The organism is Lysobacter sp. CA196 (assembly GCF_052078695.1).
Classification (GTDB): Bacteria; Pseudomonadota; Gammaproteobacteria; order Xanthomonadales; family Xanthomonadaceae; genus Lysobacter.
In genome coordinates this window covers 172,540-188,519 of record NZ_JBQJIN010000006.1, presented here as the reverse complement: position 1 = coordinate 188,519, position 15,980 = coordinate 172,540, and the positions used below count along the sequence as shown (strand labels likewise).

Genomic DNA, 15,980 nt, shown 5'->3' with positions numbered 1-15,980 from the left:
GCCTGCGCAGGCAACGGCAGATTCGCGGTCGCGGCTTGCGCCGCTCCTACCCAGAGGCAGCATGTCCAGCCCTTGCAACCGCCCCTGCAGTTGCCTTAAGCATTTGTTGTTGCTGTGCGCCGTCGCGCACTCCCGAAGGCAACAGGAGGCCCGGAGGGCGGCCCGCAGGGATGCGGGCCGTTTTTCATCGGGACAGGGATGTCCCGTATGAAAAATCCTTAGACAAAAGAAAGTAACCCGCCGCTTTAGTGGCGGAAGCTTTGGGCGTTTGATCTAGATCTTGCGTGAGCGATACGCAGCAAGACCGAAGCATGGCGGTCGCGGCTTGCGCCGCTCCTACCCCGGCGAAACCGAGCCGCTTCGATGGATGACATCGGCCTTGGTGTCCCTGTGCGTCCCTTGGTCGCGACTCACGTCGCTCCTACAGGCAGCCGATTCGCCACGTTTCGTCACTCCCAAACCGTTCCGTCGAACAACAGGCTGCCGCGGCTGTCGACGGCCGGAACCGCGATGTTCAGTCGCTGCGCCGCCTCGCGATAAGTATCGAGGCGGTGGATATTACCGAGGCGGGTCGCGTCTTCCCCCGGCTTGCCCGGCGCCAGCCAGCCCCAGCGACGGAATTGCTGCAGAAACCAGCGCCCGTCCGACAGCCAGGGGAAGTTGACCCGACCGTCGTCGTGGAAACGCAGGCCGCTGTCGCTGGCGTCGATGGCGCCGCCCGGCAGCAGACAGGCTTCGATCGAGGCCGCGGGTAAACCGATCACCTCCGGCTGCGCCAGCCAGGCCACCGCTTGGCGCCGGTGCTCGGCATCGTCGAGCCAGCGGCAGGCGTCGAGCAGGATCGCGGTCAACGCCAACGCGAGCTCCGGCTGCAAAGCGGCGAACTCGCGCCGGCAGGCCAATACTTTCTCCGGGTGCCCCGGCCACAATTGTCCGCTGCGGATCGCGAGCCGGCCGACGCCGAGCGCTTCGGCCTGGGTCGCCCAGGGTTCGCCGGCGCAATACCCATCGAGTTCGCCGTCGGCGAGCGCCGCCGGCATCTGCGGTGGCGGCAGGGCCAGGCTGCGGATATCGTCGATCGGGTTCACACCCTGCGCGGCGAGCCAGTAATACAGCCACATCGCGTGGGTGCCGGTCGGAAAGGTCTGGGCGAACACCGGTCGCCTCGGCAGTTCCGCCAGCAGTTCGCGCAAGGGCCGGCCTGCAGCAAGACCCTGCGCCAACGGCGGCGACAAGGCGATGGCCTGGCCGTTCTGGTTGAGGGTCAACAGGATCGCCAGATCGGCCTGCGGCCCGGCGATGCCGGCGTCGATCCCATACACCAGGCCGGCGAGCGCATGCGCGGCATCGAGTTCGCCGGACAGTAGCTTGTCGCGGACCGCGGCCCAGGACGCTTGCCGCCGTAGTTCCAGGCGCAGGCCGTGGCGGCGGTCCAGCCCCAACCGCACCGCCGCGATCAGTGGCGCGCAGTCGATCAGCGGCATATAGCCCAGGGTCAAGGTCGGCAGCTCGTCGTCGATAGTCATGCGGCCCTCATCCGATCAGGTCGGCCATGGCGATGATCTGGCGCGCCACGTCGACCAGCTTCGCGCCCTGCCGCATCGCCTGCTGGCGCAGCGCGGCGTAGGCCTCGCTTTCGCTCATGCCGCGCTTTTCCATCAACACGCCCTTGGCGCGGTCGATCAGCTTGCGGTCGAGCAACTGCTGCTGGACGTCGTCGAGCCGGCGGCGGATATGCAGTTGCTGCTCGAAGCGCGCCAGCGCCACCTGGATGATCGACGCCAGCCGTTCCGGAGCCAGCCCGTCGACCACGTAGGCGGTGACGCCGGCGCCGACCGCGGCGCGGATCAATTGGTGGTCGCCGTCGGCGGAGAACATCACCACCGGCCGCGGCGCGTGCTGGTGCAGCATCGCCAGTTGCTCCAGCGAATCGCGCGAAGGCGAGTCGACGTCGACGATCACCACGTCCGGCTGCTGCGTCTCCACCGCCCGCAACAAGGCGCCGGTGGCGGCCACTTCGTCCAGCACCTCGTGGCCGGCCGCCTGCAGCGCGTTGCGCAGCTGGCCGATCGGCTTGTCGGTGTCGGTGACCAAGAGGACGCGTAGCATTGCAGCCCTGGCTAGCGGAGTTCGACCCCATGTTGCCATGCAACATGAGCGGCCGCGAGCCACCCCCGCCGCCCTCAGGAACCCGCATGGCGCTGTTTCCCCTGTTCGCCAACCTGTCCGGCCGCGAGGTCCTGGTGATCGGCGGCGGCGAGGTCGCCACCCGCAAGATCGAAGCCCTGCTGCAGGCCGGGGCGCGGGTCGAGGTGCACGCCCATGCGCTCCACGAAACACTGCGACAGTGGCTCGACGAGGGTCGGCTGAGCCGGCGCGAGGGGGCGTTCGACCCGGATTGGATCGACCAGGCCTGGCTGCTGGTCGCGGCCACCGACGACCACGCCTTCAATCAGCGCCTCGCCGACGAGGCCGGACGCCGCAAGCGTCTGGCCAATATCGTCGACGACGCCACCCTGTCGAGCTTCCAGATCCCGGCCCTGGTCGACCGCGCGCCCTTGCAGGTCGCGATCTCCTCCGGCGGCGCCGCGCCGATGCTGGCCCGGCGCCTGCGCGAGCGCCTGGAGTCGCAGCTCGACCCTTCGCTCGGCGAACTCGCCGGCCTGTTCGAACGCCACCGCGACGCGATCCGCCAGGCCCTGCCGCAGCTCGCGCAACGGCGGCGCTGGTTCGACCAGGTGCTGGACGGCCCGGTGCCGGGTTTACTCGAACGTGGCGAAAGCGAACAGGCCGAGCAGGCGTTCCGCTTGGCCCTGCAACACAGCGACACGGTCTCGCGCAGCGGCGTGGCGCTACTGGTCGGCACCGGCAGCGGCGAGGTCGGGCAGCTGACCTTGCGCGCGCTGCGTGCGCTCAATCAGGCCGATGTGTTGTTGTACGGCCCCGCGGTTGCCGCAGCGGTATTGGTGTTGGCGCGACGCGATGCGCCACGCCGGCCGCTGCCGGCCGATGCCGAAGCGCAATGGCGCTTGCTGCTCGATCGCGTCGAAGCCGGCGATTGCGTGGTCTGTCTGCAACCCGGCGATGCTTTCCGCACCGCGCCCGGCGATGCGCTGGTTAAGCGGCTCAGCGAACACGGCGTCGCGCACGAAGTGATCGCGGGCCTGGCCTCGTAAGCACACGAGCGCAGGCAGCGCTCGGCGAAGTCGCTGCGCTCGGCCGAGCAAGTGCCCGGACAAAGAAATCGCGCGCCAGCGACAGCAGCGATCTGAACCAGGTCGATCGTCCCGACCACGGCGAAATCGCGGGACCAGCCTTGGAAGCACGAATATGCATCAAAGCATATTCACAACGAATTCATGCTTTCGCCTCGTCCACTCGCGCTTCGAGTCCCGAGGCACGCGGCAAACGCAAGTTTCAGATTCGGTCCACTTATCGCGTCTGGACGATCCGTCATCTCCGCAGCCGCTTATGCGGCCATGGTTCCTCGGCCCCTCGCCAATGTGCCTGGAATTACATTGACCACGCGGCACAGATCATGAGCGGACCCGGCGGGCATCGTCGTTGTTAGACTCCGGCATGACTGTTATCCATAACATTCAACACCGAACGAGCAAATCACGTCACTAAGGACTGAGGACGGTTGGGATGCTTCCTTTCGACACACTCCAATGCGCGTCTTCGCTGACCGGGCCGATCGAAACGGATCGCCCATGCGGAGAAAACCTCGACCACGAGCAAGACTATGTCGGCCTGTTGCGCATGGCGGCCGGTCGCGAGCTGCCGCTGTGCGGCGCTTCGGTGCTCGCCGTCGAGCCGCCCGATTGGCTCGCCGTGGAACGCGAAGCCTGCAAGCTGCTGGCGCGGTCGAAGGATCTGCGCATCGCCGCCTTGTTGACTCACGCCTGGTTGCAACGCCACGGTCTGCCCGGATTCGCCAAGGGCCTGGAGTTGATCGAGGAATGGCTGGAACGCTACTGGCTGGAAGTGCATCCGCGGCTCGACGTGCTCGGCCGCTACGACCCGCTGCCGCGTCTGTATGCGATCGCCGCGATCGCCGACGCGACGAGCATCGGCAAGTCGATCCGCAATGCGACCTTGCTGCGCGACCGCCACGGCGTGCTGACTTTGCGCGAAACCGTGCGCGCCCTGGTCGAGGCGCGCGTGGCGGGCCTGCCGAGCGGTTGCAGCGCAGAACGCAGCAGCCTGGCCATCGATCTGCGCAATGCGCGATCCGGCGGACAGACCGAAGTCTTCGCGGTCGTGCACATCCTCGCGGTGCTCGCGCGGATCAAGGCGCGGCTCGGGCAAGCGCTCGACCCGAGCCTGGTGCCTGATTTCAGCGCCATCGAGGCGCCGTTGCGCGTCGTCCACGTGGTGTTGGACGCGAGCGCGCCGCTGGACGGCCAGGCCACGCCGGATCTGCGTCCGGACGCCTGCGGCGAGCGGGTCATCCGCCAGGCCACCGCGGCGATGCTGGAATTTCGTTCGCGCGACGATGTCGCGCTGGCCCTCGAACAAGCCAGCGCTTACCTGGAACGCTACGAACCCAGCCATCCGGCGCCGCTGCTGATCCGACGCGCCCTGCGGCTGATGGACATGAATTTCTGCGACATCGTGCGCGAGCTGGTGCCGGCCTCGTTGGCGCATGTGCAGAGCCTGGCCGGCACTTCGGCGTACGTACCGGCCGAGTGAATCTTGCCAAGCCGCGAGTTGCCGGCCATGAATAAGCTACCCGCGTTCGCCGTGCTGCACCGCTTGCTCGGTAATGCGGACGTGAGCATCGGTTACGTGCACGCCGAAGGTCTGCATGTCCGCGAGGCACTCATCGACATCGACGCCAGCCATGGGCTCGCCCTGCCGCATTTCCACGCTCTTGAAATGCGACCAAGGGGCAAACTGCGCAGGCAGATTGGCGCCGGACAAATCGCTGGTGAAGCCGAAGACGCGGCCGGGCCCTCGAAACAAATGTACTTGCATGGCGATACCTACGATCTCGAAGAATGGTGTCCAGGCGAAGCGGTCGGAGCGGCCAGAGTGGTTTTTAGACCGACTCTCGGTAGACAACATTGAGCTGGATCGCGTCCCCGCCTCGGTAGTCGTCCGGCTCGAGCTTGAATGCCGCCAAGACGTGCTTCGGCGGAGGAACGCCATCCCAGCTGTTGAAGTGGATGGCGCTCAATGGCTCCGCCCTGCCCTCCAGGCGGAGCACCAGCTTCAGGTGCTTCTCGCTCAGCACTCGATAGCTGACCACCTCGAAATTCCCGGAAAAAGTCGGCTCGGGGAAACCCTGGCCCCAGGGGCCGCCGTCGCGCAGCGATTCGGCATGCGCGCGGTCGAATTCGCCGACTTCGAGTTCGCCGTCGCTGAGCACGTCGGCCTGCAGCAGTTCCGGGGTCAGGACGCGGCGGGCGCAGGCCTCGAAGGCCTCGCGGAAGGCTTCGAACGCATCCAGGCGCAGCGACAGCCCAGCAGCCATCGCATGTCCGCCGAAGCGTTCGATCAGGTCCGGATGCTGTGCGGCGACGTCGGCCAGGGCGTCGCGGATATGGAAACCGGGAATCGAACGCGCCGAACCGCGCAGGTGGTCGCTGCCCGGCTCGGCCGGTGCGAATGCGATCACCGGCCGGTGCAGGCGTTCCTTCATTTTCGAGGCGACCAGCCCGACCACGCCGGGATGCCAATCGTCGTCGAACAGGCATAGCGCCATCGGCATCGCCGCGGCGTCGATAGCGACGCGGGCGAAGGCGAGTTCGGCCTCGTCGGTCATCTGCTGCTGCACGGCGCGACGTTCGGCATTGATCTCGTTGAGCGTTGAGGCGATGTCGCGCGCTTGCGCGGCGTTCTCGGTCAACAGGCATTCGATGCCGAGCGCCATGTCTTCGAGGCGGCCGGCGGCGTTGAGACGCGGCGCCAGGGCGTAGCCGATGTCGGATGCGGTGAGCCGCCGGTAATCGCGCTGCGCGACTTCGATCAACGCACGCAGGCCGGCGCAGCCCTGCCCGGCGCGCAAACGGCGCAGGCCGGCGGCGACCAGGGCGCGGTTATTGGCGTCGAGCGGCACCAGGTCGGCGACCGTGCCGACCGCGACCAGGTCGAGCAAGACGCTGAGGTCGGGGCCGTTGCCGTCGCCGAAAGTACCAACGTCGCGCAGGCGCCGGCGCAACGCCAGCAACACGTAGAACATCACCCCGACCCCGGCCAGCATCTTGCTCGGGAAGGCATCGCCGGGTTGGTTCGGGTCGACGATGGCGTCGGCGACCGGCAGGTGTTCGCCGGGCAGATGGTGATCGGTGACCAGCACTTGCCAGCCGCGGCCGCGCGCCGCGGCGATGCCGGCGTGGCAGGCGATGCCGTGGTCGACGGTGACGAGCAGATCGGGTTGCAGTTGCGCCAGCTCTTCGACCAAGGCCGGCGACAGGCCATAGCCGTGCACGATACGGTTCGGCACCGCATGCGATACGCGTTGCGCGCCGAGCATGCGCAGGCCGCGCACGCCGACCGCGCAGGCGGTGGCGCCGTCGCAATCGAAATCGCCGACCACGACGATGTGGCGATCGGCGGCGATAGCATCGGCGAGCAAGGCGGTCGCCGCATCGAGACCGAGCATGCCGTCCGGCGGCAGCAACTGGGTCAACCGCGGCTGAGCCTGTTCGACGCAGGTCGCGCCGCGCGCGGCGTAGACCCGGCGCAGCAACGGCGGAATTGCGTCCGGCCACGACCCGGCTTCGGCCGGTTCGCGCAGACGCAAGCGTGCGACGGGTTTCATCGTGCCGTTCAATCCTGCAGGGAATGCAGCGGCTTGCGCCAGAAACGCCAGCGCTGCGAGCGCGCGAACTCGAAACGTTCGCCATCGGCGAAGGCCAGGCTGACGCGGTCGAGGGCGCCGGCATCCAGCGCGAGCCCGATCGGCTCGAACCAGTCGCGTTGCAAGGGAGTGATGTCGCGGGCGCTGCGCAGGTCGAACAAGCGTGCGCCCTCGCCCGCGCTCCAGGCCGACGGCATCTCGCCGACGACGATGCCGGCCTGGGCGCCGAACGCGGTCAGTGCTTCGTCGCCGCTGCGCACTTCGTCGTAGTCGCTGCGCACGTGGTCGGGCAATACGCCGGCGCCCCAGAACCACAGCGAATTGATCGGCGCCAACCCGGCGGCGATGCGCTGGGCGTTATGCGGATGGTTGTGCAGCAGCACTTGCGCCTCGCTGAGCAAGGCACGCCAGCGGCGGCCTTCGGGGCCATCGCCTTCGACGCCGGGCAGGTGCTGGAACATGTCTTCGCCGAGCGCCTGCTCGGGCGAGGCGAAACGCGGCAGGCGCGCCTCGCGCGGCAATGCCAGATACCAACGCGTCGGGGTCGGCGCATCGATCGGAAAGCCGGCATCGCCGAATAAAGGCTTCAAGGCCGGCAGCAGCGCGGCAGCGTCGCGCTCGCTCAGCGCCAAGGCTTCGCCATAGGCCAACAGACGCGCGCCGTTGATATCGGGGCGCACATAGGCCGGGTCGGCGCGCAGCCAGGCGCCGAGCATGGCGTTGCCGACGTCGCGCTGGCGCGTCACCGCCGCGACCGGCCAGCCGCGCGGCAGGATGTCGAACACCCGCGCGGCCTGGTCGCCGGCCTCGACGCTGCGATCGGCGCGTCCGAGCCGGCGCCCGAAGGCCTCGCTCAGGCGCTGGCCGCCGAAACGCGCCCGTTCGGGCAACAGCAGGGTGACGCTGTTCATGCGCGGCGGGTCATGCACGGCGAGCGCGGATGAGGATCACGGTCAGCCTTCGTAGCTGACGCCGACGATCTCGTACTCGTGGGTGCCGCCCGGCGCTTCGATGACCACGCTGTCGCCTTCGTTCTTGCCGATCAGGGCGCGCGCGACCGGCGAGGAGATCGCGATCAGGCCGAGTTTGATGTCGGCTTCGAGGTCGCCGACGATCTGGTACTTGCGCTCTTCGTCGGTGTCGACGTTGGCCAGCTCGACGGTAGCGCCGAACACGACCTTGGAGCCGGCGTTGAGCTGGCTGATGTCGATGACCTGGGCATGCGACAGCTCGGCTTCGAGCTGCTTGATCCGGCCTTCGATGAAACCCTGTTGTTCGCGTGCGGCGTGGTACTCGGCGTTCTCCTTGAGGTCGCCGTGGGCCCGCGCTTCGGAAATCGCATTGATGACCGCCGGCCGCTTGACCGACTTCAGTTCTTCCAGTTCGGCGCGCAGACGCTGCGCACCCTTCACCGTCATTGGTGCTCTCATTCCAGCTTCCTCATACCGGGCTGTCCCGGCCGATCGAGTTGATTGTTGACCCATTGTGCCGGGAACGCGCGCGCTTGACACCCTTGTGACGGGGCGCCGGGTTCCGCAACGCGGCAGGCGGGAGAAGGCATCCCCTGCCCGGCTCGCGACGGGACAGGGGCGCAGCGGGCCCGGCTGACCGCCGGACCCGCTGTGCGGGCACCGTCGCCGCGGATCAGGCCGTGGCGGCGCCGATCTGCGCGTGCAGTTCCTGCAGGGACCAGACCGGGCCGGTGCCGCGGTAGTCCAGCGAGTTCACCAGCGCGCGTGCGCCCGACACCGTGGTCGAATAGGTCACGCGCTGCTGCAAGGCCTCGCGGCGGATCGAGAACGAGTCCGAAATCGCCTGGCGGCCTTCGGTGGTGTTGATGATGTAGACGATCTCGCCGTTCTTGATCAGGTCGACGATGTGCGGACGGCCTTCGGTGACCTTGTTGACCAGTTCGCAGGCGACGCCGTTCTCGCTGAGGAAACTCTGGGTGCCGCTGGTCGCGACCAGGCTGTAGCCGCGGCGCACCAGTTCCTGCGCCACCGGCAGCACGCGCAGCTTGTCCGGGTCGCGCACCGAGATGAAGGCCTTGCCGACCGGCGGCGCCTTGATGCCGCCGGCTTCCTGCGCGCGCGCCATCGCCGCGCCGAAGTTCTTGCCCACACCCATCACTTCGCCGGTCGAACGCATCTCCGGTCCGAGGATCGGGTCGACGCCCTGGAACTTGGCGAACGGGAAGATCGCTTCCTTGACCGAGTAGTAGTCGGGCACGATTTCTTCGAGCGCGCCCTGCGAGGCCAGGGTCTGGCCGACCATGCAGCGCGCGGCGATCTTCGCCAGCGCCATGCCGGTGGCCTTGGACACGAACGGCACCGTGCGCGAGGCGCGCGGGTTGACCTCGATCAGGAAGATCGTGTCGTTGCCTTCGGCGTCGGTCTGGATCGCGAACTGGGTGTTCATCAGGCCGATGACTTTGAGCGCCTTGGCCAGGGCCACGACCTGCTGACGCAGGCGTTCCTGGGTGGCGGCCGACAGCGAGTACGGCGGCAGCGAGCACGAGGAGTCGCCCGAGTGCACGCCGGCTTCCTCGATGTGCTCCATCACCCCGCCGATCAGCACGTGGCCTTCGCGGTCGGCGATGATGTCGACGTCCACCTCGACGGCGTTGTCGAGGAAGCGGTCGAGCAGCACCGGCGAATCGTTCGAGACCTTGACCGCGTCGCGGATGTAGCGGGTCAGGTCGGCGTCGGAGTAGACGATTTCCATGGCGCGGCCGCCGAGCACGTAGCTCGGGCGCACCACCATCGGGTAGCCGATCTGGCCGGCCAGCAGCAGTGCTTCGTCGGGGTTGCGCGCAGTGCGGTTGATCGGCTGGGCCAGGCCCAGCTCCTGCACCAGTTGCTGGAAGCGCTCGCGGTCCTCGGCCAGGTCGATGCTGTCCGGGCTGGTGCCGATGATCGGCACGCCATTGGCTTCGAGCGCGCGCGCGAGCTTGAGCGGGGTCTGGCCGCCGTACTGCACGATCACGCCCTTGGGCTTTTCGAGGTCGGCGATCTCGAGCACGTCTTCCAGGGTCAGCGGCTCGAAGTACAGGCGGTCGGAGGTGTCGTAGTCGGTCGAAACCGTCTCCGGGTTGCAGTTGACCATGATGGTTTCATAGCCGTCCTCGCGCAGGGCGAGTGCGGCGTGGACGCAGCAGTAGTCGAACTCGATGCCCTGGCCGATGCGGTTCGGGCCGCCGCCGAGCACGATGATCTTGTCGCGGTTGCTCGGCGCGGCTTCGCACTCGTCCTCGTAGGTCGAGTACATGTAGGCGGTGCTGGTGGCGAACTCGGCGGCGCAGGAGTCGACGCGCTTGTACACCGGGCGCACGCCGATGGCGCGGCGCAGGGTGCGCATCGCGGTCTCGTCGGTGCCGGTCAGCTGGGCGATGCGCGCGTCCGAAAAGCCCATGCGCTTGATCGCACGCATGCGGGTCTTGTCGAGCGCGCCCAGGCCACCGTCGGCGATCTCGCGTTCGCTGGCGATCAGCTCTTCGATCTGGTCGAGGAACCAGGGGTCGACGAACGACAGCGCGTGCACCTCCTCGACGCTCATGCCGGCGCGGAAGGCGTCGCCGATGTGGAACATGCGCTCCGGGCCCGGCTCCTTCAGTTCGCGACGCAGCTTGGTCAGGTCGACTTCGTTGCCCAGGTCCAGGCCGGTCGGGTCCAGGCCGACCTTGCCGGTTTCCAGACCGCGCAGGGCCTTCTGCAGCGATTCCTGGAAGGTGCGGCCCATCGCCATGACTTCGCCGACCGACTTCATCTGGGTGGTCAGGCGGGCGTCGGCCTGCGGGAACTTCTCGAAGGCGAAGCGCGGGATCTTGGTAACGACGTAGTCGATGCTCGGCTCGAACGAGGCCGGAGTCGCACCGCCGGTGATCTCGTTGCGCAACTCGTCCAGGGTGTAGCCGATGGCGAGCTTGGCGGCGATCTTGGCGATCGGGAAACCGGTGGCCTTGGACGCCAGCGCCGAGGAACGCGACACGCGCGGATTCATTTCGATCACCACCACGCGGCCGTTCTGCGCGTTGATGCCGAACTGCACGTTGGAGCCGCCGGTGTCGACGCCGATCTTGCGCAGCACCGCGATGGAGGCATCGCGCAGGCGCTGGTATTCCTTGTCGGTCAGGGTCTGCGCCGGCGCGACCGTGATCGAGTCGCCGGTGTGCACGCCCATCGCATCGAAGTTTTCGATCGAGCAGACGATGATGCAGTTGTCCGCGGTGTCGCGGACCACTTCCATCTCGAATTCCTTCCAGCCCAGCACCGATTCTTCGACCAGCACTTCGGTGGTCGGCGACAGTTCCAGTCCGCGGGTGACGATTTCGATCAGCTCTTCGCGATTGTAGGCGATGCCGCCGCCGCTGCCGCCAAGGGTGAAGCTGGGGCGGATGATGGTCGGGTAGCCGACCCGCGTCTGGATATCGAGCGCTTCTTCCAGCGTGCGCGCCACTTCGGCCTTCGGGCATTCCAGGCCGATCTCCTTCATCGCCACACGGAACAGCTCGCGGTCTTCGGCCATGCGGATGGCGTCGCGCTTGGCGCCGATCAGCTCAACGTTGTACTTCTCCAGCACGCCGTTGTCGGCCAGGTCGAGCGCGCAGTTGAGCGCGGTCTGGCCGCCCATGGTCGGCAGCAGCGCGTCGGGCTTTTCCTTGGCGATGATCTTCTCGACCGTCTGCCAGTTGATCGGCTCGATGTACACGGCGTCGGCCATGTTCGGGTCGGTCATGATCGTGGCCGGGTTCGAATTGACCAGCACGACGCGGTAGCCCTCGTCGCGCAGCGCCTTGCACGCCTGCGCGCCGGAGTAGTCGAATTCGCAGGCCTGTCCGATCACGATCGGGCCGGCGCCGATGATCAGGACGGTTTTGATGTCGGTACGCTTGGGCATGTTTTAACTCCGGGACTCGGGGCTCGGGACTTGGGACTCGGTCTCAAGCCTGCGAATAAGGGACTGATGAAGGCGTTGCAGCATCTGCCCCACCCGTTCACATTCTTCGATAGCGATCGTGCGTGTCGTCTCATCGCCGAGCATCAACTCGCCGGACAAGATCAACTGTGTTTGCAACTCGGCAGAGGAACCCAGCGCCATCGACACGAATCGCGCGTAGTCCCGGGTGCTATGCCGGGCATTGCCTTCGGCGATATTCGATGGAATCGATACCGCCGAGCGTTGTAGCTGGGAACTCAAGCCATATCGCTCGTCGCGAGGAAAGTCGCCGGTCAGTTGATAGACCTGCTTCGCCAGCGACATCGCCAAGCGCCAGACTTCCAGTTCGCGGAAGTGCGAGATGCTCATCCCGCTCCTTTCGAGTCCCGAGTCCCGAATCCCGAGTCCCGCATCGACGAGACGAAACGGTCGAACAAGGGCGAAACGTCGTGCGGGCCCGGGCTGGCTTCCGGGTGGCCCTGGAAGCTGAAGGCCGGCGCATCGGTCAGGGCGATGCCCTGGTTGCTGCCGTCGAACAGCGAGCGGTGGGTCACCCGCACATTGGCCGGCAGGCTGGACTCGTCGACCGCGAAACCGTGGTTCTGCGAGGTGATCATCACCCGGCCCGAATCGAGGTCCTGGACCGGATGGTTGGCGCCGTGGTGGCCGAACTTCATCTTCAGGGTCTTCGCGCCCGAGGCCAGGCCGAGCAGCTGATGGCCGAGGCAGATGCCGAAGGTCGGGATCTTGCGGGCGACGAATTCCTTGATCGCGGCGATCGCGTAATCGCAGGGTTCCGGATCGCCGGGGCCGTTGGACAGGAACACGCCGTCCGGATTCAGCGCCAGCACCTCGGCGGCCGGGGTCTGCGCCGGCACCACGGTCACGCGGCAGCCGCGCTCGGCGAGCATGCGCAGGATGTTGAGCTTGACGCCGAAGTCGTAGGCCACCACGTGGAAGCGCGACTCGACGTTGACGAAGGCGTTGCGGTCCAGGTCGAGCTGGCCGTCGGTCCACTCGTAGCGCTCGCGCGTGCAGACTTCCTTGGCCAGGTCCATGCCCTTGAGGCCGGGGAACTTGCGCGCGGCTTCGAGCGCCTTGGCCACGTCCAAATGCTCATTAAGAGCCGCACCGGCCATCAGCGCGCCGTTCTGGGCGCCGGTGTCGCGCAGCAAGCGGGTCAGCTTGCGCGTGTCGATGTCGGAGATGGCGACCACGCCGCGCTCGCTGAGCCACTGCGGCAGCGCGACCTGGCTGCGCCAGTTGCTGGGACGGCGCGGCACGTCGCGCACGATCAGGCCCGAGGCCCAGACCTGGCGCGCTTCGTCGTCCTGGTCGGTGCAGCCGGTGTTGCCGACGTGCGGATAGGTCAGCGTGACCAACTGGCGGGCATAGGAAGGATCGGTGAGGATTTCCTGGTAGCCGGTGATCGCGGTATTGAATACGACTTCGCCGACGCTAAGGCCGGGCGCGCCTACGGAAACGCCCTCGAACACGGTTCCGTCTTCGAGTGCGAGGATTGCGGGTTGGGTCACGGGGGTCGCCTTGGCTGCCGAAGGATCTGATCCCGTGCGCGACATCGGCAAAACCGACTTGCAGCAAAGCGCGGACGCGGTGCGGGACCGGTCCGGCGTTCGGGATTCAGGCGAGCCGGAATTCTAGCGGCGATGGGCTCCGGAAGCCAGCTAAAATTTGCCCGGATTGCAGCGGCCCGGCTCGTTCAGGCAGCGGCGGCGCGACCCGTTCGCCGCGGATTTATCGCGCTGGCGGCGCGCCCGATACGCCTCCGGCGCCTGAACGAAGCCTGGGCGCTCCGCTCCGCCGGCCCTGGCGCGGTCATTCCCGAGCTGGCGCACCGCCCCTTGAGGCCCCGCGCCGCCCGGGTTCAGGCCCCGGTGACGACCGACAGGTCGATCAAAGATTCGGAAACATCAGCTCGGCCAGCCCGTAGCGCCCCGGCGCCTGGTGGGCGACGCGCAGCGCGGCTTCGAGCGCGCCACGGGCGAAGATGTCGCGATTGGTGGCGCGGTGGATCAGCTCGAGACGCTCGCCGGCGGCGGCGAACTGGACCGTGTGCTCGCCGACGATGTCGCCGGCGCGCAGGCTGGCGTAATGCGGCTCCTCGCCGCGGCCGATCGCCGCGGCCGCGCCCAGGTGCAAGGCGGTGCCCGAGGGCGCGTCGAGCTTGCGGGTGTGGTGGGCCTCGATCACATCGCAGTCCCAGCCCGGCAAGGCTGCAGCTGCGCGCCGCACCAGTTCGGTCAGCACCGCCACGCCGAGGCTGTAGTTGGCCGCCCAGACCACGGCGATGCCGTTGGCGGCGTCGTTGATCGCGGCATTCTGCGCCGAGCTGAGCCCGGTGGTGCCGGACACCAACGCTTTGCCGCGCGCCGCACACAGGGCCAGCACCGGGTCGAAGCCCTGCGGCAGGCTGAAATCGATGGCGACGTCGAACTCCGGCGCGCCCGACAGCTCAGCGACGGCGAAATGCGGCACCCCGTCGATGACCCGTTGGGCCGGCTGCGAACGCGAGTACGCCGCAACCACGCTCAAGTCCTGGCGCTCGGCGGCCAGACGCAACAGGGCCTGGCCCATACGCCCGGAGGCGCCGTGGATCAGGAGACGGACCGGGGTTTTGGTGTGCTCGCTCATGCGCGCAGGCTAGCGGCTGCGCGGGCGTATGTCATGCACGGTGGGTGGATCGCGGCGCGACCGGAAACTCCGCGGTCGCGGCTTGCGCCGCTCCTACCCTTTGCATTCGTTGCTTTTGGGGTAGGAGCGGCGCAAGCCGCGACTGCGAACCGCCCCATGCTGCGGAACCATCACGGATGCGACATCGCCTCGACAGCCACCGCGCCGATCGCCGCTGCGCAACGACACCCACGAAGAGGGGCCGAAGCCCCTTTCCCTAACGCACATTCGATACGACCCGACTCAGGACGTCATGCGGTCCCAGAATCCTTTGACCCCGTCGAGAAAGGTGGAGGACCGTGGCGAGTGCTTTCGCGCCCCCTCACCCACGAACGTAGTCTCGAACTTCTCCAGCAGCTCGCGCTGCTCGGGGGTCAGATTGACCGGCGTCTCGACCACGGCGCGACAGTACAGATCGCCCGGCTTGCGGCTGCGCACCGACTTGACGCCCTTGTCGCGCAGACGGAACAGTTTGCCGCTCTGGGTTTCGCCCGGAATACGCAATTCCACTTCGCCGCCGAGCGTCGGCACCCGGATGGTGTCGCCGAGCGCGGCCTGGGAAATGCGGATCGGCACTTCGCAGTGCAGGTCGTCGCCGTCGCGCTGGAAGATCTCGTGCTCGCGCACGCGCACTTCCACATACAAATCGCCCGGCGGCGAACCGGTCGGGCCGGCCTCGCCTTCGCCGGTCAGGCGGATGCGGTCGCCGTTGTCGACGCCGGCCGGAATCTTCACCGACAAGGTCTTGGTGCGTTCGACCCGGCCCTGGCCATGGCAGTCGGCGCAGGGGTTGGCGATGCTCTGGCCGCGCCCGTTGCAATGCGGGCAGGTCTGCTGCATCGAAAAGATGCCGCGCTGGAAGCGCACCTGGCCGCGGCCGCCGCAGGTCGTGCAGTTCTCGACCTTGCCGTCGGCCGAACCGCTGCCTTCGCAGGTGTCGCAGGCGTCCAGGGTCGGGATTTCGATCTGCTTTTCGATGCCGCCGACCGCTTCTTCCAGCGACAGCTCCATCACGTAGCCGATGTCGGCGCCGCGGCGCGGCGCGCGCGAACCGCCGCCACCGCCACCTCCGAAGATGTTGCCGAAAATATCGCCGAAAATATCGCCCATGTCGGCGTAGCCGGGACCGCCGCCACCGCCGCCCATGCCGTGCTCGAACGCGGCGTGGCCATGCTGATCGTAGGCGCGGCGCTTGTTGGCGTCGGCCAGGACCTCGTAGGCCTCCTTGCATTCCTTGAACGCGGCCTCCGCGGTCGCGTCGCCCGGGTTGCGGTCCGGGTGGTGTTTCATCGCACAGCGGCGATAGGCCTTCTTGAGGTCGTCGTCGCCGGCGTTGCGCGCAACGCCCAGCACTTCGTAATAGTCGCGTTTGCTCATGGGCGGAAGCTTAAGACTCGGTAATCGGGATCAGGCAAGAGATAAGAACGCAAGCCGCGGCACGGAGTGAATCCTCGGACCATCGCTCCTGCAAACGCAGAAACCGGACCGCCGCGCCCGTGTCGCGGAAACAGGAACGGGGAACCGGGAGTTGGACGTCACAGGCCGC

General features: G+C 67.4%; 13 protein-coding genes. 3 read left to right on the top strand and 10 right to left on the bottom strand.

The features are described from left to right. Positions 1-449 precede the first annotated feature (449 nt). Entirely contained in the window at positions 450-1,526 is a 1,077-nt protein-coding gene (locus tag ACTOWK_RS08360; protein ID WP_441329714.1) for a CmpA/NrtA family ABC transporter substrate-binding protein, read from the bottom strand. A gap of 7 nt (positions 1,527-1,533) precedes the next feature. Beyond that, the gene (locus tag ACTOWK_RS08355) at positions 1,534-2,109 is read right to left on the bottom strand and encodes an ANTAR domain-containing response regulator (RefSeq protein ID WP_441329713.1); all 576 of its coding nucleotides are present in this window, start codon (positions 2,107-2,109) and stop codon (positions 1,534-1,536) included. Between the two features lie 86 nt (positions 2,110-2,195). Between ACTOWK_RS08355 and ACTOWK_RS08350 the strand changes: the two genes are divergently transcribed. From ACTOWK_RS08350 to ACTOWK_RS08340, 3 genes are all read left to right on the top strand, one after another. Then, on the top strand, positions 2,196-3,176 hold the full coding sequence (locus ACTOWK_RS08350) for a siroheme synthase (RefSeq protein WP_441329712.1): 981 nt from the start codon (positions 2,196-2,198) through the stop codon (positions 3,174-3,176). A 472-nt stretch (positions 3,177-3,648) separates the two neighbouring features. Further along, the gene (tssA, locus tag ACTOWK_RS08345) at positions 3,649-4,695 is read left to right on the top strand and encodes a type VI secretion system protein TssA (protein WP_441329711.1); all 1,047 of its coding nucleotides are present in this window, start codon (positions 3,649-3,651) and stop codon (positions 4,693-4,695) included. Between the two features lie 27 nt (positions 4,696-4,722). Next, on the top strand, positions 4,723-5,073 hold the full coding sequence (locus tag ACTOWK_RS08340) for a hypothetical protein (protein ID WP_441329710.1): 351 nt from the start codon (positions 4,723-4,725) through the stop codon (positions 5,071-5,073). Here the strand turns inward: ACTOWK_RS08340 and recJ are convergent. The 8 genes from recJ to dnaJ form a co-directional block, all read right to left on the bottom strand. Next, positions 5,045-6,769 carry a single-stranded-DNA-specific exonuclease RecJ gene (gene recJ, locus ACTOWK_RS08335; protein ID WP_441329709.1) on the bottom strand — a complete coding sequence of 575 codons (1,725 nt, stop codon included), beginning with the start codon at positions 6,767-6,769 and terminating at the stop codon, positions 5,045-5,047. The genes ACTOWK_RS08340 and recJ overlap by 29 nt on opposite strands. 8 nt (positions 6,770-6,777) lie before the next feature. Continuing rightward, positions 6,778-7,719 (bottom strand): phosphoglycerate mutase, encoded by a 942-nt coding sequence (locus ACTOWK_RS08330; RefSeq protein WP_441329708.1) that lies wholly within the window; start codon positions 7,717-7,719, stop codon positions 6,778-6,780. 42 nt (positions 7,720-7,761) lie between these two features. Beyond that, positions 7,762-8,238 (bottom strand): transcription elongation factor GreA, encoded by a 477-nt coding sequence (gene greA, locus ACTOWK_RS08325; protein ID WP_036149007.1) that lies wholly within the window; start codon positions 8,236-8,238, stop codon positions 7,762-7,764. A gap of 214 nt (positions 8,239-8,452) precedes the next feature. Then, positions 8,453-11,704, bottom strand: coding sequence for a carbamoyl-phosphate synthase large subunit (carB, locus tag ACTOWK_RS08320; protein WP_441329707.1), 3,252 nt, complete (start codon positions 11,702-11,704; stop codon positions 8,453-8,455). A 3-nt stretch (positions 11,705-11,707) separates the two neighbouring features. Further along, positions 11,708-12,112 (bottom strand): four helix bundle protein, encoded by a 405-nt coding sequence (locus tag ACTOWK_RS08315; RefSeq protein WP_441329706.1) that lies wholly within the window; start codon positions 12,110-12,112, stop codon positions 11,708-11,710. Next, the gene (gene carA / locus ACTOWK_RS08310; protein WP_441329705.1) at positions 12,109-13,278 is read right to left on the bottom strand and encodes a glutamine-hydrolyzing carbamoyl-phosphate synthase small subunit; all 1,170 of its coding nucleotides are present in this window, start codon (positions 13,276-13,278) and stop codon (positions 12,109-12,111) included. Before carA ends, ACTOWK_RS08315 begins: the two co-directional genes overlap by 4 nt. 379 nt (positions 13,279-13,657) lie before the next feature. Beyond that, entirely contained in the window at positions 13,658-14,395 is a 738-nt protein-coding gene (gene dapB, locus ACTOWK_RS08305; protein WP_441329704.1) for a 4-hydroxy-tetrahydrodipicolinate reductase, read from the bottom strand. Positions 14,396-14,677: 282 nt separating this feature from the next. Beyond that, positions 14,678-15,811 (bottom strand): molecular chaperone DnaJ, encoded by a 1,134-nt coding sequence (gene dnaJ, locus ACTOWK_RS08300; RefSeq protein WP_441329703.1) that lies wholly within the window; start codon positions 15,809-15,811, stop codon positions 14,678-14,680. Between the last annotated feature and the right edge of the window lie 169 nt (positions 15,812-15,980).